Source organism: Cohnella rhizoplanae (genome assembly GCF_948329515.1).
Taxonomy (GTDB): domain Bacteria; phylum Bacillota; class Bacilli; order Paenibacillales; family Paenibacillaceae; genus Cohnella; species Cohnella rhizoplanae.
Map to the genome: position 1 here is coordinate 92,049 of NZ_CAOJCN010000002.1, position 21,329 is coordinate 113,377.

Annotated in this window: 17 protein-coding genes and 1 riboswitch; of the genes, 13 read left to right on the top strand and 4 right to left on the bottom strand. The window is 63.2% G+C overall.

The window, feature by feature from the left end:
- Nucleotides 1-21: 21 nt before the first annotated feature.
- From PQG80_RS04710 to PQG80_RS04755, 10 genes are all read left to right on the top strand, one after another.
- The gene (locus tag PQG80_RS04710) at nucleotides 22-4,080 is read left to right on the top strand and encodes a choice-of-anchor I family protein (RefSeq protein ID WP_271750027.1); all 4,059 of its coding nucleotides are present in this window, start codon (nucleotides 22-24) and stop codon (nucleotides 4,078-4,080) included.
- Nucleotides 4,081-4,698: 618 nt separating this feature from the next.
- Nucleotides 4,699-6,129, top strand: coding sequence for a cardiolipin synthase (gene cls / locus PQG80_RS04715; protein ID WP_271750029.1), 1,431 nt, complete (start codon nucleotides 4,699-4,701; stop codon nucleotides 6,127-6,129).
- Between the two features lie 248 nt (nucleotides 6,130-6,377).
- On the top strand, nucleotides 6,378-8,144 hold the full coding sequence (locus PQG80_RS04720; protein WP_271750031.1) for a cache domain-containing sensor histidine kinase: 1,767 nt from the start codon (nucleotides 6,378-6,380) through the stop codon (nucleotides 8,142-8,144).
- Nucleotides 8,131-9,771: a response regulator gene (locus PQG80_RS04725; RefSeq protein WP_271750033.1), complete on the top strand. Its 1,641-nt coding sequence runs from the start codon at nucleotides 8,131-8,133 to the stop codon at nucleotides 9,769-9,771. The genes PQG80_RS04720 and PQG80_RS04725 overlap by 14 nt, the downstream gene beginning before the upstream one ends.
- A gap of 104 nt (nucleotides 9,772-9,875) precedes the next feature.
- Nucleotides 9,876-11,306 carry an ABC transporter substrate-binding protein gene (locus tag PQG80_RS04730; protein ID WP_271750035.1) on the top strand — a complete coding sequence of 477 codons (1,431 nt, stop codon included), beginning with the start codon at nucleotides 9,876-9,878 and terminating at the stop codon, nucleotides 11,304-11,306.
- Between the two features lie 71 nt (nucleotides 11,307-11,377).
- Nucleotides 11,378-12,277, top strand: coding sequence for a carbohydrate ABC transporter permease (locus tag PQG80_RS04735; protein ID WP_271750036.1), 900 nt, complete (start codon nucleotides 11,378-11,380; stop codon nucleotides 12,275-12,277).
- A 123-nt stretch (nucleotides 12,278-12,400) separates the two neighbouring features.
- Nucleotides 12,401-13,204, top strand: a complete 804-nt coding sequence (locus PQG80_RS04740; protein WP_271750488.1) for a carbohydrate ABC transporter permease — start codon at nucleotides 12,401-12,403, stop codon at nucleotides 13,202-13,204.
- 37 nt (nucleotides 13,205-13,241) lie between these two features.
- Nucleotides 13,242-14,255, top strand: coding sequence for a glycoside hydrolase family 130 protein (locus PQG80_RS04745; protein WP_271750037.1), 1,014 nt, complete (start codon nucleotides 13,242-13,244; stop codon nucleotides 14,253-14,255).
- Between the two features lie 25 nt (nucleotides 14,256-14,280).
- The gene (locus tag PQG80_RS04750) at nucleotides 14,281-15,654 is read left to right on the top strand and encodes an FAD-dependent oxidoreductase (protein WP_271750038.1); all 1,374 of its coding nucleotides are present in this window, start codon (nucleotides 14,281-14,283) and stop codon (nucleotides 15,652-15,654) included.
- A gap of 1 nt (nucleotide 15,655) precedes the next feature.
- Nucleotides 15,656-16,270, top strand: coding sequence for an SGNH/GDSL hydrolase family protein (locus PQG80_RS04755; RefSeq protein WP_271750039.1), 615 nt, complete (start codon nucleotides 15,656-15,658; stop codon nucleotides 16,268-16,270).
- Between the two features lie 14 nt (nucleotides 16,271-16,284).
- Here PQG80_RS04755 and ligD read toward each other — a convergent pair whose 3' ends face one another.
- Complete coding sequence (gene ligD / locus PQG80_RS04760; RefSeq protein WP_271750041.1) at nucleotides 16,285-17,181, bottom strand: non-homologous end-joining DNA ligase; 897 nt, start codon at nucleotides 17,179-17,181, stop codon at nucleotides 16,285-16,287.
- A 182-nt stretch (nucleotides 17,182-17,363) separates the two neighbouring features.
- Here ligD and PQG80_RS04765 point away from each other — a divergent pair, with 182 nt between their 5' ends.
- A complete protein-coding gene (locus PQG80_RS04765) occupies nucleotides 17,364-17,597 on the top strand; it encodes a hypothetical protein (RefSeq protein WP_271750043.1) in 234 nt (77 codons plus the stop codon).
- Nucleotides 17,598-17,691: 94 nt separating this feature from the next.
- On the opposite strand, the gene PQG80_RS04770 is transcribed toward PQG80_RS04765, so the two are convergent.
- Together PQG80_RS04770 and ku are read right to left on the bottom strand one after the other, a co-directional pair.
- The gene (locus PQG80_RS04770) at nucleotides 17,692-18,459 is read right to left on the bottom strand and encodes a CAP domain-containing protein (protein ID WP_271750044.1); all 768 of its coding nucleotides are present in this window, start codon (nucleotides 18,457-18,459) and stop codon (nucleotides 17,692-17,694) included.
- Between the two features lie 7 nt (nucleotides 18,460-18,466).
- Nucleotides 18,467-18,595, bottom strand: a riboswitch (cyclic di-AMP (ydaO/yuaA leader).
- 240 nt (nucleotides 18,596-18,835) lie between these two features.
- Nucleotides 18,836-19,834 (bottom strand): non-homologous end joining protein Ku, encoded by a 999-nt coding sequence (gene ku, locus PQG80_RS04775; RefSeq protein WP_271750045.1) that lies wholly within the window; start codon nucleotides 19,832-19,834, stop codon nucleotides 18,836-18,838.
- A gap of 135 nt (nucleotides 19,835-19,969) precedes the next feature.
- Here ku and PQG80_RS04780 point away from each other — a divergent pair, with 135 nt between their 5' ends.
- Together PQG80_RS04780 and PQG80_RS04785 are read left to right on the top strand one after the other, a co-directional pair.
- Nucleotides 19,970-20,155, top strand: coding sequence for a hypothetical protein (locus PQG80_RS04780; RefSeq protein ID WP_271750046.1), 186 nt, complete (start codon nucleotides 19,970-19,972; stop codon nucleotides 20,153-20,155).
- Entirely contained in the window at nucleotides 20,152-20,328 is a 177-nt protein-coding gene (locus PQG80_RS04785; protein ID WP_271750048.1) for an H-type small acid-soluble spore protein, read from the top strand. The genes PQG80_RS04780 and PQG80_RS04785 overlap by 4 nt, the downstream gene beginning before the upstream one ends.
- A gap of 32 nt (nucleotides 20,329-20,360) precedes the next feature.
- On the opposite strand, the gene PQG80_RS04790 is transcribed toward PQG80_RS04785, so the two are convergent.
- Nucleotides 20,361-21,170: an immunoglobulin-like domain-containing protein gene (locus tag PQG80_RS04790; protein WP_271750050.1), complete on the bottom strand. Its 810-nt coding sequence runs from the start codon at nucleotides 21,168-21,170 to the stop codon at nucleotides 20,361-20,363.
- Nucleotides 21,171-21,329 lie beyond the last annotated feature (159 nt).

Genomic DNA, 21,329 nt, shown 5'->3' on the forward strand with positions numbered 1-21,329 from the left:
AGACGAGGAGGGTGCGGTCTTATGTTAAAAGGATGGCGTAAACAAACGGCGTTGGTCGCTGCGGCGGCGCTGCTGACGGGCACGATCGGTTCGGCGGGCGGCGTGGCGACGGCTGCGGCAGCTGTGGCAGCAGGCACGCCTTGCGATGCTGCGGGGCATTACGATGTCGCGGTACCGCATATCGTGATCAATCAGGTGTATGGCGCGGGCTTGGTTGCCGCGTCCGATGCCTGGGCTTCGCACGGCTTTATCGAATTGTACAACCCGACGCAAGCGGCCGTTGATCTAACCGGGTGGTCGATGCAATACGCGGACAGAGGCAGCAACGCCAAGACCGGTCCGACGCAGGCATGGGAGAAGCTCGATCTCGCCGGCTCGATTCCGGCAGGCGGATATTATGTCATCGCCGGCAAGGCGACTGGCGCCGCGACGCCCGCGGTCGATCTGACGGGCAGAGCCGACCTGACTTGGGACCGTTATATCAATAACAAAGGGCTCAAGGTGGCCCTCGTCAACAACAAAACGCTGCTGACGGCCGTCAATCCGTTCGACATCGGCGCGACGCACGACAAGGCCGACGGCTATGTGGACATGGTCGGTTCCGGCAGCAACGACAGCGGCAGCGACATCGACGGTTACGAGACGGCCTATCCGAGCGGAGATACCCAGGGCACGTCCAAGAAAAAGGCGATCCGCCGCGTCGGCGGCGCCGATACGGACAACAATCAGACAGACTTCGTCCAAATCGACTACTCCTCGAGTTCGCTGGACCTGGCGGCGGTGGGACCCCATCTGAAGCCGATCGCGCAGCCGCTTGGATTGAAGACGAGCGTGCTGGCCGACGCCTACGCGGGCTCGCCTTACTCGGCGACGATCTCCGTGTACGGCGGTACTCCGCCCTATACTTACACGATCGAGGGAATGCCCGAGGGTCTGATGCTCGACGCGCCGAAGGGCAAGATTGTCGGTATCCCGAAGGCTGCCGGACAGTTCACGCTTCTGCTATCGGTGAAGGACGCGGTTTATCCGACGAGCAAGGCGGTAACTGCGAATGTTGCGCTGCGAATCAACGCGTCGACGACGGGCGCGCCTTTTGAAAACGGCATTCAGGTCACGAAGCTCGGCGGGTTCGTCGCGGACAAGCCCAACGACGACGGCGGCGTCGCCGAGATCGTGAAGTACAACAAGGACAACGGCAAGTTCTATCTAGTGGACGGCGCGGGCGATCCGCCATCGCTGAAGATCGTCGAGCTGGGCGACGGCGCCAATCCGAAGCAGACGGGCGAGGTTGAAGTGAAGGAGCTGGCCGAGACGGGCGGCTTCGTCTACGGCGATCTGACCAGCGTCGACATCAATACGGCCGCCAAGCGGATCGCGGTATCGGTGCAGGAAGCCGACCCCATGAAGCCCGGCAAGATTCTGACGCTGGACTATGACGGCAAGCCGCTCGGCTCCTATGTTACCGGCGTGCAGCCGGACATGATCAAGTCGACGAGCGACGGCAGGTACATCCTGACCGCCGACGAGGGCGAGCCTCGCACGACGGCAGGCGATCCGGAGGGCAGCATCACGATCGTCGATACGCAGACGGGCGCCGTATCGCATGTCAAGTTTGGCGACACGTCCGTTATCGCGGACGACGTGCATATCCGCGGCGCAGGCGACCCGGCGACGGGCCAGATTACCGGCAGCGGCACGAAGGCGGACGCGATTCGCGACCTAGAGCCGGAGTACATCGCGCTTTCTTCCGACGAGGGCACGGCTTACGTGACGCTGCAGGAGAACAATGCCGTAGCCGCGATCGACGTCGACGCGGGGAAGGTGCTGTGGGTCAAAGGCTTGGGCTTGAAGGATCTCGCCAAGCCGGAGAACCGACTGGACCTGGTGAAGGACGGCGTCATTCAGCTGGAAAACGCGCCGTTCAAGGGCGTGTACATGCCGGACGGTATCGCATCCTTCCAGGCGGGCGGCAAGACGTACCTGGTGACGGGGAACGAAGGCGATGCGACCGAGTGGGACGACCGCGTCACCGTGAGCACGGTCAAGTCGATGAGGGGCAGCCTCGATCCGGACTCGGCCGCGGCCAAGTTCCTCGGCGGCACGACGAGGTACGACGGCGTAGAAGTCATGAGCGACATGGGCCATGAGAGCCTGTATCTGTACGGCGGCCGCTCCTTCTCGATCTGGGACGCGGAGACGATGAAGCAAGTATCCGACACGGGCAGCGACTTCGAGCGCATCACGGCGCAGCGCTTGCCCAACAACTTCAACGCCAGCAACAGCAGCAGCAAGACCGGCGTCGACGAGCGCAGCGGCAAAAAGGGACCCGAGCCCGAGGACGTGAAGACGGCGCTCGTCGGCACGAAAACGCTGGCCTTCGCCGGCCTCGAGCGCATCGGCGGCGTCATGACGTACGACGTGACCGATCCGTCCCATCCGTTATTCTTGAACTACGCGAATACGCGGGACTTCACGGCAGGCGCAGGCGTCAACACGGACAGCGCGCCTGAAGGTCTGGAATTCATCCCGGCGGCGGCGAACCTGACGGGGTACCCGCTGCTGCTGGTCGCCAACGAAGTAGGCGGCACGGTGTCCGTCCTGAAGTTGAACGTATCCAAAGTAACGCTCGACCGATCGGCGCTTTCTCTTGCCGCGGGAGGTTCTAGCGGAAGCCTGACAGCCACGGCGACCAAGGCCGACGGCTCGGCCGCGACGGTCGCCTGGACCAGCTCGAATCCGGCCGTCGCCGCGGTTGACGGTCAAGGGCGCGTGACGCCGCTGTCCGCCGGCACCGCGGTGATCGCGGCGGTCACGGCGGACGGCTACGCCAAGGCCGAAGCCGTGGCGACGGTAACTTCGTCCGGCGGTCCTTACGTTCCGCCTGCTTCGCCAAGCCCGACGCCTACGCCTTCGCCGGCCCCGTCCGGCCAGACCGAGACGTACGGCGACGTGACGGTTAACGTGAATGGCAGTGCCGCTGTCATCAAGCTGTCCGGCGAGGCGGCAGGAGATGCTTCCAAGGCCGTCGTCGAGCTGCCGGCAGAGGCAGTCGCCAAGCTGACGAGCGGCGCGCTCAAGAAGCTGACCGTCGAGACGGGCGCGGCATCGCTCTCGTTCGACGCCGACGCCATCGCGGCGATCGGCGCTGCGGCGGGCGCCGGCGCGCTCAAGCTGGATATTCGCAAGCTCTCCGCGGCGGACGCGGCAGCCGGCTTGCCGGCCGGCGCGCGCGACGATCTGCTGGCGGCGGTGGGAGACCGCCCCGTGATCGATCTGCAGCTGACGGCTGGCGGCAAGTCCGTGCACGATTTCGGCGGCGGCCGCGTCAAGATCGCGCTGCCTTACGCGAAGCCGGCCGGCGAAGACGCATCCGGCATCGTCGTCCGGTATATCGCGGACGACGGCCGGATCGTGACGCTGCCCGGCGGCGTCTACGACGCGGCATCGGGGACGCTGCGCTTTGCCGTCGCGCATTTCTCCCTTTACGGCATCGGTTACGAGGCCCGTACGTTCTCCGATACCGCGGGCAGCTTCGCGGTCGGCGACATCGCCTATCTGGCGGCTCGCGGAATCCTGGACGGCGTGGGCCAGAACGCCTTCGCGCCGAAGCGTAACGTGACGCGCGCAGATCTCGCGGTCATGCTCGCCCGTATCGCCGACGCGGATCTGACCGCCTACCAGGGCAAGCCCACCGGCTTCGCCGACGTGAACGGCGGCGACTACTTCGCCGGCGCCGTCGCATGGGCGGCGGACGACGGCATCGTCACCGGCACGGGCGACGGCCGCTTCCAACCGCGTGCCGCGCTGACCCGGGCGGACCTCGCGGTCATGCTCGTCAAGTTCGCCGCGGCCCAAGGCATCGCGCTGCCGTCCGGGCAGCCGTCCGCGGCATTCGCGGACGCAGCCGCGATCCCGGCGTACGCGACGCAGGCCGTAGAGGCCGTGCAGCGCGCCGGCATCGCGTCGGGCAGGCCGTCCGCCGGCGGATCCGGCCTGGCGTTCGCGCCTAAGGCGACGGCCACGCGCGAGGAGCTGGCGAAGATGCTGGCCGCGTTCGTCAAGCTGTCGGCGCAGAACTAAGGGGGCTCGCACCGGGGCAACATCGCAACGCCTTCACTAGAAGAGGCGATCGCCGCCTCGGGCGGTCAAATTAGCCCAACGCCTTCACTAGAAGAGGCGATGGGCGCCTCGGGCGAGCAAACTCGCCCAACGCCTTCACTAGAAGAGGCGATCGCCGCCTCGGGCGGGCAACTGAGCCCAACGCCTTCACTAGAAGAGGCGATCGCCGCCTCGGGCGGGCAAACTAGCCCAACGCCTTCACTAGAAGAGGCGATCGCCGCCTCGGGCGGGCAAACTAGCCCAACGCCTTCACTAGAAAGAGGCGATCGCCGCCTCGGGCGAGCAATTTGCTCCATCGCCATCGTCGCGAGCGGCGATCCGATCAACCGCTCTCGCGCTCCCGCATACCATCCAAGCGGAGCTGCGCCCATGTCCTCCCCTGACATGGACGCGGCTCCGCTTTTTTCCCATGTCCGCCTCCTCAAATGTGCGCAGCCCCGTCCTCAAGGTTATACTGGTAGACATTAAGCGCGCGTGCCGGCAGCGGCCCCCAGCTCCCGATGGTTCGATTGCCCGCATCAACTATGGGTAAGGATAGATAGACATGCACCGCGCATACATACGGAGGAGGGGTGAGGGATGACGACATGGCTGCTGCTGGCACTTATCGTATTCGTATTCCAGTCGGGCACGATCCTCGTGCTGGAGTATAGGCGCCCTGCCAACGCTATGGCATGGTTGTTCATCTTGTTTTTGTTTCCGATCGTGGGCTTCATTCTTTATTACTTCCTCGCCCGCGAGTACGTCAGGCGGCGCAAGGTGAGGCGCAGAGGCGGTATCGACGAGCAGCGCCGCGGCGAGATTCTGACGAAGAGCCATCTGATCAATGACCCGGAGGACATCCCGGGCGGCAGGTTCGCCGGCGAGGCGCGTCTGTTCCGCACGCTTCGCAAGGCTGGCGCGTCCCCGATCACCGGCTGCAACAGGTCGAGGGTGCTCACGAACGGAGAGATGACCTACGACGCGATGATGAAGGCGATCCGGGGCGCGCAGCATCACATCCATTTCTCTACATACATATACCGCGACGACGAGATCGGCCGGATGTTCCGCGATGCGATGATCGAGAAGGCCAGAGAGGGCGTACAGGTCAGACTGATCTACGACGGCATCGGCAGCGTGAAGCTCAGCAAGTCCTTCTTCAAGGCGTTCGAGGAAGCCGGCGCGGAGTACGCCTGCTTTTTCCCGCTCAGGCCCGCGTTCATGAAGAAGAGGATGAACTACCGTAATCATCGGAAAATTCTTGTCGTGGACGGCACCAAAGGCTTCGTCGGAGGAATCAACGTCGGCGAGGAATACATAGGCAGGAACAAGAAGCTCGGCTTCTGGCGCGATACCCATCTCGAGCTCGAAGGCGACGCGGTATACGGATTGCAAGAGGTGTTCCTGAAGGACTGGGAGCTGGCGACCAAGCAGCGGCCCAGCGATCCGGGCTTTATGCCCCTGCATGAATGCAAGGGCAACGAGGTCGTGCAGATCGTCGCAGGCGGCCCCAACAGGCGGGCGGACGCGATTCACGAGACGCTGTTCGCGGCGCTCTCCGCGGCGCAGGCGCGGATCTGGATCACGACGCCTTACTTCATTCCGAGCGCCGGCGTCGTCATGGCGCTCAAGACCGCGGCGCTGAGCGGCGTCGACGTGCGCATGATCGTGCCGCTCATCCCGGATACCAAGCTCGTCCATGCCGCGACGATGTCTTACGTGGACGAGATGATGAGCTGCGGCATCCGGTTCTGGCAGTACAAGCGGGGGTTTATCCATGCGAAGGTCGTCATCGTCGACGACTTGTTCGCTTCCGTCGGGACGGCGAACATGGATCTGCGCAGCTTTTTCAGCAACTTCGAGACGAACGCCTACTTGTTCAGCCCGGATGCGATCGCGCCGCTCGAGCGGGACTTCCTGCAGGATCTGAGCGACAGCCGAGAGCTGGAGCTGTCCGCTTTTCGCAAGCGCTCGGGCGGGCGCAAGGCGGCGGAGGCGCTCTGCCGGATGCTGTCGCCGCTGCTGTAACGGACCTGACCGGTCTAACGAACCAAACTAATGAGGGACGGCGCAGACCCGTACGCTGCGCCGTCCCCTTTTCGTTTTCCCCGCAACGCCGTCGGATTGTCCCCCTATTCCGTATGCCCGCCGCTCCCCCTTCCGCCTCCCTCCGGATTAGAATGGTAGCGTCTGTCCCGCGCCGCGGTTGTGCAGGCATCCGGTCAGTGACATAATCGTGATATTCTGTTGACCCCAATACGCGAGGCGAGATCCCGATGGACATCAGCAAGCTATCCTTTCGCAACAAGCTCAAGTCGGCCTTTATGGTGATCTCCGTCCTGTCGATCCTGATCACGGGTCTGTTCTCGTACACGACGACGGCGGGCATTCTCGAGGACAAGGCGCTGACGCTGACCCAGGACACCGTCGAGAAGTCGGCGCAGGTCGTCGACGAGAAGCTGAACAATCTGATGCTCGTCATGATGACCTTCATGATCAGCAATTCGTTCCAGAACATGCTGCGCGACGCCCAAGGGGGAAACTCCGCCGCCTATTTCACCCATCTTTCCAACATGGACAACGTCTTCTCTCAGGCGCGTATCGCGGAGCCGCTCATCCAGTCGATCTTTATCTCCACGCCGATCGGCGACTTCTATCCGTTGTCGATGAATCTCAATCGGTCCGTGGCATTCACCGACACGGCGCTCTACCAGCGCGTCGCGGCGGCCAAGCGGAATATCTGGATCGAGGGACATGAGGACCCGCTGTTCAAGGGACAGCAGCGCGTCGTGTCGCTGATCCTCCAGCCGATCGCGGAGTATCCGGTGCGCGACGTCTATGTCGTCGTCAACATCCGCGAGGATGGCCTGCGCAAGATCGTATCCCCGGCCTCGAACGGCGACTCCAAGACGTTCCTGCTGAACGCGGACGGCACGCTAGTATACGCCGAGCGCGATCCGCTGATCGGGCAGGCGGCGGGCAGCGGGCAGGCGGCGCGGATCCTTCGCGACGAGCCTGGCGCAGGCTACACGACGATCAAGCTCGACCGGGACGACTATCTGCTGAATTACGCGCAGATGAGCCTTAACGAATGGACGGTCGTGGCGATCCAGTCCAAGGACGACGTGCTCAAGGATCTGAACGTCATCAAGTGGACGATTCTATGCATTACCGGCATCAGCTTCGTCGTGACCTTCTTGCTGTCGGGCTGGTTCACGCGTTATCTGCTTCGCCCGCTCAAGGGATTGCAGCTCGTCATGAAGCGCGTCGAGGGCAACGATCTGAACGCCCGCTTCGAGAGCGGCCGGGAGGACGATCTGGCGCAGGTGGGCTTCCGGTTCAACCGGATGCTGGAGCAGATCGTCGTGCTGATCGACGAGGTGAAGTCCGCGGAGGCGAGCAAGCGGGCGGCGGAGATCAAGTCGCTGTCCGCGCAGATGGACCCGCATTTCCTTTACAACACCCTGAATACGATCTATTGGAAATTGAAGGTGGGCGAGGTGGAGCCCTCGCAGCGTATGGTCATGTCGCTGTCCCGTCTATTCCGGCTGGGGCTCAACAAGGGGCAGGAGATGACGACGCTGGACAAGGAGCTGGAGCACGTGCGCCAATACCTCGAGCTTCAGCGCTACAGCTACGAGCGGTTGTTCGAATACGACATCGCGGTCCGGGATCCGTCCCTGCTGGCGCAGCCGGTGCCGCGCATCGTGCTGCAGCCGCTCGTCGAGAACAGCATCCTGCACGGCTTCGAGGACATGGAGACCGGCGGCTCGATCCGCATCGACGCGGATCTGGACCCTGCGGGCCGCCGATGGACCTTGCGGGTGGAGGACAACGGGCGGGGGATGGACGAACCGCTCCCCATGCAGCCGGCTCCGCCCGACGCGGAGGGCGGCTACGCGATCGGCAATCTGATCAGCCGCCTCAAGCTCGTCTACGGCGACGAGGCCGAGCTGTCGGTCGCGAGCGAGCCCGGTCGGGGCACCGTCGTCACCTTGATCTTTCCGATGAATGGAGGCCGATCCGAAGATGAACGCGTCTAGCGATAACGCAGCAACCCTCATTATAATCGACGATATCAAGAGCGTGGTCGCCGGACTCACCGCCATCGACTGGGCCGCTCACGGCATCGAGCCGGCCGGCGTCGCGTCGAACGGGGAGGACGGGCTCGCGCTGGCGGGCCGGGTCAAGCCCGACATCGTCATCACCGACATCCGGATGCCGCGCATGGACGGGCTCTCGATGTTCAAGGCGCTGCTCGAGCGGGGGCAGGCATGCAAGGTGATCCTGATCACCGGCTACGCGGATTTTGAATATGCCAAGCAGGCCGTCCAGCTCGGCGCGTTCGACTTCGTCGTCAAGCCCTTTACCGAGGAAGAGATCGTGGACGCCGTGCGCCGGGCCAAGCAGCAGGTCGAGAGCGAGCGGACGCGATTCCTCGGGCAGAAGGAGATGGAGCGCAAGGTCCGCGAGAGCATGCCGCTCCTCCGCCAGGAATACTTCTCCTTGCTCGTCCATCACCGCACGGCTTGGGAGAACGCCGCTAAGCGGTGGGCGTTTCTCGGCATCGAGCTCGCCCCCAGCGGCTTCACCGTCATGCTGCTGAAGATCGACGGCTTCCCGGAGCGGGTCGCCGGGATGTCGGTCCGCGAGATCGAACTCATCCGCTTCTCGCTCCAGAACATCGCGGAGGAGACGATCGGCAAGCATGCCCGGACCGTGGTGTTCCGGGCGGGCGACGACCGGTTTGCGGCGGTGCTCAACGATCCTCAGCTGTTCTCGGCGGACGAGATCGCGGAGCGGTGCTGCCAGAATATCGAGCGCTATACCAAGTTCACCGTCTCCGTCGGCACGGGCGGACGCGTAGCGTCGGTGCACGAGCTGCCCGACTCCTACCGGCAGGCCGAGTCGGCGCTGGCCTATCACCTGTTCACCGGGGGCAACGGGGCGATCGGCTACGACAGCCTGCCCAACGCCGGCCTGCAGGAGCCGCTCGCGCTCGGCAGTCAGGACGAGCTGCTGCTCCTGCTGCGCTCCGGCAGCGGCGACCGGGCTGCCGCGATGCTGGACGAGCTCGCGCAGTCCCTGCTCGCGATGAAGCCCCAGCCCAATCCGGATTACCTGCGCAGTCTCTATGAGGAGCTTGCCGCAGCGGCGATCCGCACGCTGTATGAGCTAGTCCCCCAGGCGGAGCTTCAGCCGCTCGTGGACCGGTACAAGGCGCACCGGATCGCGCCCGGGGCCACGCTGGCGGATCTGCAGCAGCAGCTGCTCCGGCTGTGCGCGGGCGGCGCCGAGCTCGTGAGGAGCCATACGCTGTCCGAAGGGCAGGCCGTCGTATACAGATCGATCGAGCATATGAAGACGCTGCTCGACCGCAACGTCACGGTGGGGGAGTGCGCGGCGCACGTGCATCTTAGCGTCAGCTATTACTCCAGCCTGTTCAAGCGCGTGACCGGCATGACCTTCACCCAATATGTGACGAACGAGAAGATCGCCAAAGCCAAGTCGCTGATCCTGAGCGGCAAACCGGTTCAGGACGTGGCGGCCGAGGTCGGCTACGAGGAGCGGCGGTACTTCAGCGAGACGTTCAAGAAGGTGACCGGTATGACGCCCTCGGAATTCCGCGACAGCTATCAGGGCGAAGGGAAGAAGCAGGAAAGACAATAAAATAGTCGCCCTGGAGAGTGGAGTTGCCGTCCCATCCTCTTTATAACGGGGCTTTATAATGGGGACACGAACAACAAATCAACATTTTAAAGGGGTCGTTTTACATGTGGAAAAGGGGTATGGGTCTGGCATTGACGGCCGTTCTGGCAGTCGGCACGGCGGCTTGCGGCAATTCCTCGAACAACAACAACGGCGCAAGCCAGTCTGCGCCTGCATCGGGGTCGGCATCGGCGTCTGCGCCTGCTTCGGCGCCCGCCTCCAAGGCCGCGACGGGAGAGAAGAAGGTCATCTCGTATTGGACGGACGACCGCCACGACCAGGAATACATCAAGTCGCTGATCGATCGGTTCAACGCCGACAATGCGGACAACATCGAAGTCGAGCTGACCGTGCTCTCCGAGAACTTCAACCAGAGCGTGGATATCGCGTTCTCGAGCAACAAGGCGCCGGACCTGCTCCGCCTGAAGAGCGCCAACACGGGGACGTTCGTGAAAAAAGGCTATCTCGCGCCGATCGACGCGTACGTCACCGACGAGATGAAGACGAAGTTCTCCTCGCTGCTGCTCGACGGCGTGAACCGGTTCGACGGCAAGCTGTACAGCCTCCCGAACTCCGGCCAGACGCTGCGCCTCGTTTACAACAAGGATCTGTTCGACAAAGCGGGCATCGCCAAGCCGCCGGAATCGCTGCAGGAGATGGTCGACGACGCCAAGAAGATCACCGAAGCCGGCAAGAGCGAAGGCGCTTACGGATTCGCGCTGAACTTCAAGAACCCCAAGAGCGCCTTCGACCGTTCGATCCGCGAGATCCTGTCGCTGAGCGGGTACCAAGGCCTCGGCTACGACCTCAAGACGGCGCAGTTCGACTTTGGCCCGTATGGCCAAGTCATCGACTACTTCAAGCAAATGTGGGAAGACGGCAGCATCCTCCCGGGCGCAGAGACGCTCGACATCGATCCGATGCGCGCCCAATTCGCCGCAGGCAAGATCGGGATGTACCTGTCGTTCTCCACGGAGCCCGGCGTCTACAAGGACCAGTTCCCGACGACGATCAACTGGGGCGGCGCGCTCGCGCCGACGATCGACGGCAAGCGCAAGGGCACCTCGGAGATCGTATCGGCCGGCACTTGGCTCGGCATCAGCGACAAGTCCAAGAACAAGGATGCCGCGTGGAAGTTCATGGCGTACTTGTATCGCGATGAAGTTCTGACTGCCTACCATGAGCAGGGCTTCGGCATCTCGGTCGTCCCGAGCATCGCGGAGAAGGCCAAGAATCCGGACGTGCCCGGCATGGAGGGCTTCCTGGTCGGCGACAGCGACTCGATCTGGCCGGTATCTCCGACCGTGACGCCGGAAGGCGCCAACTACGGCGACGCCTTCTTCAAGTACATGCTGTCCGGCGGCGATCTGGCCAAGGTGACCGCGGATCTGAACGCGCGCTACAACGACGCGCTGGCCAAAGCGGTCGAGAAGGGCGAGGTCAAGGCCGAGGCCGATCCGTCCTTCGATCCATCCAAGCTGAAGACGAATTCATAGAAAGGAAGCGGGGGCTTTCGTGAATTACTGGCGAAGGCCCTTCGCATTCCCGAAGGGAGTGGAGTATAGAGATGACACGCTGGACGCGCCTGTGGGAAAATTCCCTCCTGCTGTTCCCGAGCATCGCGCTCACGCTGGCCCTGGGCATCTATCCGTTGCTCTGGGTGCTCCGATATATGTTCTACGATTACCCGGGCTACGGCCAGGAGATGTTCGTCGGTCTCGATAACTTCCGCCGCCTGCTGCGCGATTCGGCGTTCTGGGCGTCCGTCCGCAATACGTTCGTATTCGCGGGAGGCAAGCTGCTGATTACCATCCCCCTGTCCCTCATCCTCGCGGTCATGCTGAACGGCAAGCTCAGAGGCCGGCACTTCATGAGAGCGGTATTCTTCATGCCGACGGTCATCAGTACCGCGGTCATCTCGGTCGTCTTCTACCTGATCTTCAATTCGTACAACGGCATGGTCAACCAGCTGCTGATGAAGCTCGGCTTGCTCGGCGGACCGTTCGAATGGCTAGGCCCCGATCATGCGATGATGACCGTCGTCATCGCCGCCGCGTGGGGCGCCGTGGGCAACTACATGCTGCTGTTCATCGCGGGCCTGCAGAGCATTCCGCAGGATCTGTACGAGAGCGCGTCGATCGACGGCGCGGGTCCGGCGCAGCGCTTCTGGCGCATCACGGTGCCGATGCTCGGACCCGTCATGCAGATCATCATCATGCTGGCGATCATCGCTTCGTTCAAGGGCTACGAGAGCATCATGGTCATGACGGAGGGCGGCCCGATCGGCAGGACGGACGTCATGTATCTGTATTTGTACAAGCTGCTGTTCCCGCTCGCCACGTCTGGCACGCCGGCCGACCAGCAGTTCGGCTACGGCAGCGCGGTAGGCTTCGCGACGGCGCTCATCGTCGGCGCGATCACGCTGCTCTATTACTGGCTGAGCCGCAAGATGAACAAAGTGTATTAGGAGGCTGCAGCGATGACCCAACAAACGGCAATCCTCAAAAAGCCATCCGGCGCCGCCCAGAAGCAGGGCGCTCCCGCCAGCGTCGGCGCTGCCAGGTTCTTCACGATCGCAGGCCGGGCGATCATGTGGATCTTCCTGCTCGTCGTCGGGGCGCTTACTTTGTTCCCGATCCTCATGACGATCGTCGGCTCCCTGATGACCAACTCGGAGCTCATGAGCGGCGGCAATATCCTGCCGAAGACGTGGCAGTTCCACAACTACGCGGACGCCTGGCAGCAGAGCAACTTCGCGCGCTACACCTGGAACAGCCTGTTCATCAGCATCGTGTCCATGGTCGGCACGCTGCTCGTGGCCGCGGCCGCGGCCTATGTCGTCGACCGGCGCAGCTTCCCCGGCAAGTCTCTTTACGTCGGGCTGCAGGCTTCGACGATGTTCATCTCGATGGGCGCCATCGTCCTGCGTCCCCAGTTCGACCTGATGGTCGCCGTCGGGCTCAACTCGTCGCTGTGGGGCGTCATCCTCATCCTGATGAGCGCCCACGCCAGCACGTTTTTCATCCTGCTGGGCTTCTTCAAGTCCATTCCGCGCGAGCTGGACGAGGCGGCGATGATCGACGGCTCCGGCTTTATCCGTTCGTTCTACCGGATCATCCTGCCGCTCCTGGCGCCGGGACTCGGCGTGTCGGGGCTGTTCGCCTTTCGCCACGCGTGGAACGAATACATCCTGCCGCTCGTCTTCACGATGACGGATCCCAAGCTGCAGACGCTGACCGTGGGACTCGCCAATCTCCGCTACGGCTCCTCGGCGGCGATGCAGACCAATCTCATGATGGCGGGCGCCTGCTTGTCCATCCTGCCGATGCTGATCGTCTATGCGCTCGCGAACAAATCGTTCATGCAGGCGACGGCAGGCTCGGTCAAAGGTTAGACGCGCAATTTTATCCGAAATGGAGGGTAACCCACCGATGAACGCAACCACGACAATAGGCGCGCTGACTTCCAGCCCGCTCATCCGGCGCCACTCGGCCAACCCGATCCTGAGCCCGGGCGACGTCCCTTACGGTCCGGCCATGGTCTTCAACGCCGGCGTCGTCAAATATAATGGGAAGTACGTCATGGTATTCCGCAACGACTACGGCAACGCCGAGCTCGGTACGATCGAGCCGCACGGCACCACGAATCTGGGGCTGGCGTTCAGCGACGACGGCATCCGCTGGGAGGTCCAGCCCGCGCCGTGCTGGAGCTGGCACGACGAAGAGGTCGTCCGCGTGTACGATCCGCGGCTGACCGTCATCGACGGCCGCTGCCATATGTGCTTCGCGGTCGACACGCGTCACGGCGTGCGCGGCGGCATCGCCGTGACGGACGACTTCGCCAAGTTCGACGTGCTGAGCCTGTCCGTTCCGGACAACCGCAACATGGTGCTGTTCCCGGAGCGTATCGGGGGCAAGTACGTCCGTCTTGAGCGGCCGTTCCCGGTGTACAGCCGGGGCGGCGTCGACCGCTTCGACATGTGGATGAGCGATTCGCCCGATCTTCGATACTGGGGCGGCTCCAAGCTGCTGCTCGGGGTGGAGCACGTGCCGTTCGCCAACGACAAGGTCGGTCCCGGCGCTCCGCCGGTCCGGACGGACAAGGGCTGGCTGACGACCTTCCACGCGGTCGACATCGATGGCGGCCGCGGCAAGAACGGCTGGGAGGCCTCGTGGAAGAAGCGGTATACGGCAGGCATTATGCTGCTGGATCTGGAGGACCCGAGCAAGATCGTCGGCATGTACCGCGAGCCGCTGCTGGCGCCCGAAGCGGTCTACGAGACGGACGGCGGCTTCCGCAACGACGTCATCTTCCCGGGCGGCATGGTGCTCGAGGACAGCGGCGAAGTGAAGATCTATTACGGCGCCGCTGATACGGTCGAGTGCCTGGCTACGGCCGACGTCGATGACCTCGTCCGGCTCTGCCTGGAAGGCGAGCAAGCGTAGAGAAGAGGAGAGGGGAGTGAATTCAATGAGCGACGTCAAGCATATATCGCTGCCCGCGCAGGAGATTCCGGTATCCCGCGAGGTCGACGTGGTGGTCGTCGGCGGCGGGGCGTCCGGGATCGGGGCGGCGGTCGCCGCCGCGAGCAACGGCGCGCGCACGCTGCTGATCGAGCAGCGCGGCTTCCTGGGCGGCATGGGCACGGTATCGCTGGTGCCGGCCTTCTGCCCGTTCACGGACAAGGAAAAACCGATCATCCGGGGCATCGGCATGGAGCTGATGGAGCGGATGAAGGAGGCATGCAATGCCGACTACCGCCGCGAATACGCGGATACGCTCGATTGGGTGCCGATCGACCCCGAGGCGCTCAAGCGCGTCTACGACGACGCGCTGCTGGAGAGCGGCGTGGAGCCGCTGTTCCATTCGTTCGTCTACGACGTGATCAAGTCCGGAGACGGACGGAGCATCGAAGGCATCGTCGTCGTCAACAAGACCGGCCGTTCGGCAGTGCGGTGCAGCTATGTCATCGACGCGACGGGCGATGCGGATATCGCCGCGCTGGCCGGCGTGCCGTTCCAGAAGGGCGGCGAGCAGGGCGAACTCCAGCCTGGCTCGATGTGTTATCTGCTGGCGAACGTGGACCGCGGCCGCTTCCGCCGCTTCCTGGAGGAATCGGGGGATACGGGACAGCTGCACCGAACCGTGGAGCGGGCGATCGCGGAGGGCGCGCTGCCCGAAGGGCGCAAGTCGATCTCGGGCCTTGCCTGGGTGAACGACTATCTCGTCGGGGTCAACTTCGGTCACGTGTTCGGCATCGATGGGACCAAGGCGGAGGATCTGACCCGCGGCGCGATCGAAGGGCGGAGGCTGGCCCGGCGTCAGCTGGCATTTTTCCAGAACTACGTGCCCGGCTTCGAGCAGGCGCATCTGGTGGCGAGCGGAGAGCAGGTCGGCATCCGGGAGACGCGCCGGATCCAGGGCGACTACGTGCTGACGGCGGAGGACTTCATGGAGGCGCGGACCTTCCCGGACGATATCGCGCGCAACGCATATTATATCGATATCCATATGGCGCATAGCAAGGCGAACATGCATTTCACGCATCTGAAGCCAGGCGAATCGCACGGCGTGCCCTACCGCGTGCTGCTGCCGCTGGGCATCGACAATCTGTGGGTGCCGGGCCGGGCCGCGTCCTCGGACCGCGCGGTGCAGGGCTCGCTGCGCGTCATGCCGAACTGCTTCGCGATGGGCCAGGCGTCGGGCACGGCGGCGGCGCTGGCGCTGCGGGACGGCGTCGGCGCCAGGGGCGTCGAGATCGGCGAGCTGCAGCGGGTGCTGCTCGAGCAGGGCGCCTGGCTGGGCGAGCCGGCTCCGTCTGGCAGCTCGGCGCGCGGTATCTAGGATGGAGCTCGCGAAGTGGCGCCATAAAAGGTGGGGTACGCTCGGCGACAGCATCACGGCGGCCAACGGTTATCAGCCGATCGTGGCTGCCGCGCTCCAATTCGCGGAGGTGCTGAATTACGGCAAGAGCGGCTGTCCCATGACGGCCGGCGGCCCGACGGACGAAGGCTCCACTTGGCGGATGGCGCAGCGCCTCGCCCCGGGGCTCGACTGCGTGACGATATTCGCCGGGACCAATGACTATCGGCTGGATAAGCCGCTCGGCGGACCGGACAGCCGCGATCCGCACACGTTCGCCGGGGCGTACCGGACGGCGGTCGAGACGGTGCTGACAGCAGTTCCCGGCTGCCGTCTCAGCCTGTGGACGCCGCTGCAACGGGATAAGGACGGCTATGATATCGTTCGTCCGAACGCGCAGGGACACCGGCTAAGCGACTATGCCGATGCGGTGCGCGCGCTTGGGCGCGAGTACGCCCTGCCCGTGCTTGATCTGTACGGGGAAAGCGGGCTGAACAAGCTCACGCTGCCTTGGTTCACCGACGACGGACTTCATCCCAACGCGCGCGGGCATGCGCGCATCGCCGAGATGGCGATTCCTTTTCTGATGCGGATCTGAGCCTAACGGCCCGTTTAAGCCCGCCCGATCTGCTTCAGTACGTCGCCGAGCCGCTGCGGCCTCATCTGACCGATGAGATCGCCGCGCTCCCGGAGGCGGGCAACGACGTTCAGCAGGTTGTAATCGGCAGGGCGCGGGTCCGCGCGCACCTCGTCCCAGTCCAGCGGCGTCGATACCGGCGCGCCGGCACGGGCTCGCGGGGTATAGGCGGCGGCCAGCGTACGGCCCGGATAATATTGCAGATAATCGAGATAGATCAGCGATCCGCGGTTCTTTTTCAGCCGTTCTACGGTGAAGAGCTGCGGATTTTTTGCCGTCAGGTATTCGGACACGAACTTGCCGAACCGACGGAGATCGTCGTAGGTGGGACCCGGCTCGATGCGCATCACGACCTGGACGCCCGTCGCGCCCGACGTCTTGGGGACGGCCTCCAGCCCCAGCGAATGCAGCAGATCCCCGACTTTGTCGGCCGCCTCCATGATCCTCGGCTCGACTTCCAGACTCGGATCGATATCGAGAATCCAGCGGTCGGGCATGGGCATGCCGATGCGTTCGCAGGAAACATGGTACTCGAGCGCGTACAGGCTGCCCATCCACAGCAGCGTGGGCAGCGAGTCGAGCACTACGTAGCGAATCCCGTTATCCGTCTCCGTGCGGACGTAGTCCGGCACCGGGGCCGGCGCGTTTTTTTGATAAAAGGACTTCCCCGCATAGCCTTCGGGAAATCGGATCGTCGTGAGATATCGGCCTTCGCAATGGGGCAGCATATAGGGCGCCAAGTCCGCGAGCGTCCGGACGTACTGGAGCTTGTCGATGCCCATATCGGGCCATAGGAGCTTGTCCGGATGGGAGATCAGCAGCTCCCGATCGCCTAGGCGCAGGGCGACGGGTGACATCGCAGCAGGGGGCATGGGCGTTTCCTCCGCTCTGGTTCGCCTCTTCGGCCGGTCGCTTCGAGGCGGTGATCCTTTTAGTGTAGCCGGATCGCTTCCGCCGCATTCCCCCTCAGAATAATCGGGCGTTCGCCTGCACTTTTGCCCGGCCCTCCTCATACAACAATAGAGAAAGCGCTCGGGGAGGGATCTCTACGGATATGCCGCTTCTACACCATGCCGGCGCGCTGCTGTCGCTCGCGCTCGTATTTTGGACGGGGTCATCCTTGTTTGCCGTGCTGCACCCGCGCATCGTGCTCGCGCTGGCCCAGGGCGGGCAGGACCAGGGCGAGGCGGGCGAAGCGACGCCGGCTCGCCAGGGCCGGATTCGCCTGCAGGGCGGGATGATGAGCCTGGCAGGCTTGATCTTGCTGGCGCTGCCGATGCTCACTTAGCGCCGGAAGATGCGCCGTCGGAGCAGAAAAAGAGATGTCCCGCAGTCGCCTTTCATGACATGCGGGACATCTCTTTTTTAAGCGGACTTGTATATCAGCCCGTGAACTCTTGTACCCATTCGCCGTTATAGTAGGCGACGCCGATCGACTTGAAGTTGGCGCTCAAAATATTCGCCTTGTGGCCGGCGCTGTTCATCCACGCGGTCATGACCTCGGTCGGCGTCTGCTGACCTTTGGCGATGTTCTCGCCGGCATAGCTGTAGGACACGCCGAACTGCTTCATCATATCGAACGGAGAGCCGTACGTCGGCGAGTTATGGTCGAAATAATTGTTATTGTACATATCCTTGGCTTTCGCGTCGGCGACCGTCGTCAGCTTGGCGTCCGTCTTCAGCGCGGACAGCCCGGCCTTGGCGCGTTCCTGGTTGACGATGGTGACGACCTGGGCCGCGAAGTTGGACTGCTGAGCGCTCGTGCCGGACCCGGCCGGTACGGAAGGCGCAGTCGGCGCGGCCGAGGGCGCCGGCGTGGCGGTCGGAGCAGGCGTGGCGGTTGGAGCCGGCGTGGTCGACGGTGCCGGAGTGACGATTGGAGCCGGCGTAGGCTTAACCGTAGTGGGAGGCGTAGCCGCGGGCCGCGATGGCGAGTATCCGGCGCCGCCGTTCAGCTGGGATAGCAGCGACTGCCAGTCGTACGAGCCGAGATATTGCTGCAGCTGAGAAGCGTCGAACTTATATGTGAAAGTCTGGGTCGTCGGCGTGCCGGATACGGTCGCCGCGTTCGCCGAAGCGCCGAACGGCACCGCCAGCGACAACAGAAGCGCGCCGGATACTGCAAGCTGACCGATAGGGTTCTTTCTCATAAAATGAAATTCCTCCTTGGGATAAGCCTGCGAGGTTAGCTGACGGGTTAGGTCGGAGTTCGCCCTGCCGCCTAAGCGGCTTCACCCCGAATGCTCGGTTCCCCCGCGCCCTGTCGGGCTTCGGCTCGGATGCTTCACATTCTACCAGCCGAATCTGGCAGGATCACGGCATAAATATTACCACGATCCATATATTGGAAATCCAAAAAACGCCCGATCCTTGTCCCGCGCGGGGTTGGAAGGGGCGTTAGTCGCTTCTTAAAATATTCTCATAAGCCGGCCGGATCGGAAAAACGGCATTTATCCGAGATTGATCTCACGGCGCGAAGCGCCATGATCCGAATCTGCCAGGGCCATCTCAGCCTTCAGCGCACCCTCACGGCTTGGGCTCGGTCGTCTTGCGACGCCTCGAGGGCGCCGCGGGCCCGCTCGGACCGGCAGCCTCGCCGCCTGCTGCGGCGGCGCCCGCCGGGCTTGTCTTCGCGCGCGAGCGCTTCGGCTTGTCCGCCGCCGTCGCATCTGCGGCGCCCGTATCGCCACGGATCGCGGACGTACGCCCCGCGCCGCGCCCGGTCGCGTCGCCGCCCGCCGAGGCGTCGCCCGTCTTCACCGCGGCCAGGCTCGCCTGCAGCGCGGACATGAGGTCGATGACGTTGGTCCGCTCCGCCGCCGGCGCCGTGACGACGTCCAAGCCTTGACCCGCCACCTTGCGGTTGATCGCTTCGAGCAGCGACGTCCGGTAGTCGTCCGTATACTTGGCCGCTTCGAACGGCGCCGACAGCTGCTCGATCAGCAGCTTCGCCATGTCCAGCTCGCGCTCGTTGACGGACTGGTTCTGCGGCAGTCCCGGCACGCCCGAGATGGCGCGGATCTCGTCCGGATAGAACATCGTTTCCATGCAGATGCAGTTGTCTACGCAGCGAATGGCGGCCAGGCTGCTCTTGCTGCGGATCGCGATCTTGGCGATGCCGATGCGTCCCGACTGCCGCATGGCTTCGAGCAGCAGCCCGTATGCGCCCGCTCCGGCTTGATCGGGGGACAGATAGTACGTCTTCTGGTAGAACATCGGGTCGATCTCTTCGAGCGCCACGAAGTCGAGGATTTGAATCGTACGCGTATTCTCCGGCTTCACGGCTTCGAGCTCCTGCTCGTCGAACAGCACGAACCTTCCTTTTTCGTATTCGTATCCCTTGGTGATCTCCTCCCACTCCACGGCTCTATCGCAATGCGGGCAGCTTTTGGCATAGGAGATCGGGGTGCCGCAGGCCTTGTGGATCTGCCGCAGATGAACGTCCTTGTCCTCGGTCGCGGTGAACATCTTGACGGGCACGTGCACCAGCCCGAAGCTGATGGCGCCTTTCCATACCGTATGCATGACGCATAACCCTCCTCATGATTCCGTATACCATCTAGCGTTCCCATGTCGGTATGCAATTCATACTGCTTGGGCATCCTGAACCGGACGTTCTCTGCAGAAGATGGGCAAAAAGACGCGAAGGGAGCGGCGTTCGTGAGCGAAGACGATACGAAGGACGGCAGCGACCACACCTACGAGGGCCGCGACAATTACGACATGGATATCGACCGGATGGTCAACGAAGGACTCGGCGGCGGCCAGGTGACGCTCGACAACGGGCTGATCGAAGAGACGACGACCGAAACGATGCGGGAAAAAGAGGGGGACGATCCATCGTGAACGCGCAGCGGGCAATGCAAATTTTCGAATCGAAGGACACGATCGCCGTGCAGCTGGAGGGACAGCCGGTCTGGATCGAGAAGGTAGACGCTGCCAACGGCGTGGCGACCGTCCAGGTCGGACAGAAGCCGACGAACGTGCAGACGGTGGCCATCGATCGGCTGACCGAGTAGCGATACGCTAGGCTTAAGAGCCGTCACGGGTCTCATGAGACCCGAGGACGGCTTTTACTTTTGGGGCGGGACGCTGAACTCGGCCGCGAGATCGATTTTGAAGCGGCCTGCTTGACCACCCGGTATCGCCCGGGTTGCGGACTGGATTTAAGCTGTTCGAAACGGAAGGATATGAGGTATTCTTCTCCCTCAGCCAGTTGGTGAAGGTCGGCCGTAAATGCATTGTTTTTTAAATTTACGGGGACCCACGTTCCCGCTTCTTGCTTCTCGATCGAATACGCTGAACCGCATTCGAGCGTCTGTCCGCCCAGATTGCGCATCACGATGTCGTATGCGGTCGCGAATTCGTTTATATTTTCCTCCGCTGCAACAGGCAAGAGCGTCAGCTCTGCGGCATAATTTTCCGTCTCGATCCGCTGAGGCATTGCGCGGTATGGCACGACCGCCAGCTCCATCTCCGCGCCTCCGCAGCCCGTCAGGACATAAGTGTCGGCAACCGCGCCGCTTCTATTCTCCATCCCGGCACAGTCGGTCGTCGTCCGCCACGATCCATCCCCGTCGTCGACGGACCCGCGGGCCCAGCGTATCTGCTGTCCGTCGTATTCGGCGGTTGTCAAGATCGGGTTACGTTCGGCGTCGTATTCCACGATACGGACAATAGCTGCGCGATGTTCGCCGACAGACGCCGAGAACGCTGACAATGCCCCAGGGTTGGAGATGCGTCCGTAGACATTGACGACATCGCCTCGCGCGATCGCGGCATCCGGACGCCAGTCCGTGTTCGCTTCTCCGTCGCAAGCCGCGGTCAGGGCAAGCGCCATCAACGGTATCAGTCTCCGCATGCTCTTCATAGCTCCCTCACTCCTTCGGACTCGATCGCTTCCCAAGATTTACAAATTATACGATACTCGTTATCCAAAGGTTGCCGCTTCCAATCAAGGGCGGGACTCGCATAAGGTCGGCAATAGGGGAATAGGTATTGATGTTACCGGAATTCAGAG

Coding starts and splice junctions, on each gene's coding strand:
- PQG80_RS04710 (WP_271750027.1), top strand. CDS start 22: ATGTTAAAAGGATGGCGTAAACAAACGGCGTTGGTCGCTGCGGCGGCG.
- cls (WP_271750029.1), top strand. CDS start 4,699: ATGACGACATGGCTGCTGCTGGCACTTATCGTATTCGTATTCCAGTCG.
- PQG80_RS04720 (WP_271750031.1), top strand. CDS start 6,378: ATGGACATCAGCAAGCTATCCTTTCGCAACAAGCTCAAGTCGGCCTTT.
- PQG80_RS04725 (WP_271750033.1), top strand. CDS start 8,131: ATGAACGCGTCTAGCGATAACGCAGCAACCCTCATTATAATCGACGAT.
- PQG80_RS04730 (WP_271750035.1), top strand. CDS start 9,876: ATGTGGAAAAGGGGTATGGGTCTGGCATTGACGGCCGTTCTGGCAGTC.
- PQG80_RS04735 (WP_271750036.1), top strand. CDS start 11,378: ATGACACGCTGGACGCGCCTGTGGGAAAATTCCCTCCTGCTGTTCCCG.
- PQG80_RS04740 (WP_271750488.1), top strand. CDS start 12,401: ATGTGGATCTTCCTGCTCGTCGTCGGGGCGCTTACTTTGTTCCCGATC.
- PQG80_RS04745 (WP_271750037.1), top strand. CDS start 13,242: ATGAACGCAACCACGACAATAGGCGCGCTGACTTCCAGCCCGCTCATC.
- PQG80_RS04750 (WP_271750038.1), top strand. CDS start 14,281: ATGAGCGACGTCAAGCATATATCGCTGCCCGCGCAGGAGATTCCGGTA.
- PQG80_RS04755 (WP_271750039.1), top strand. CDS start 15,656: ATGGAGCTCGCGAAGTGGCGCCATAAAAGGTGGGGTACGCTCGGCGAC.
- ligD (WP_271750041.1), bottom strand. CDS start 17,181: ATGCCCCCTGCTGCGATGTCACCCGTCGCCCTGCGCCTAGGCGATCGG.
- PQG80_RS04765 (WP_271750043.1), top strand. CDS start 17,364: ATGCCGCTTCTACACCATGCCGGCGCGCTGCTGTCGCTCGCGCTCGTA.
- PQG80_RS04770 (WP_271750044.1), bottom strand. CDS start 18,459: ATGAGAAAGAACCCTATCGGTCAGCTTGCAGTATCCGGCGCGCTTCTG.
- ku (WP_271750045.1), bottom strand. CDS start 19,834: ATGCATACGGTATGGAAAGGCGCCATCAGCTTCGGGCTGGTGCACGTG.
- PQG80_RS04790 (WP_271750050.1), bottom strand. CDS start 21,170: ATGCGGAGACTGATACCGTTGATGGCGCTTGCCCTGACCGCGGCTTGC.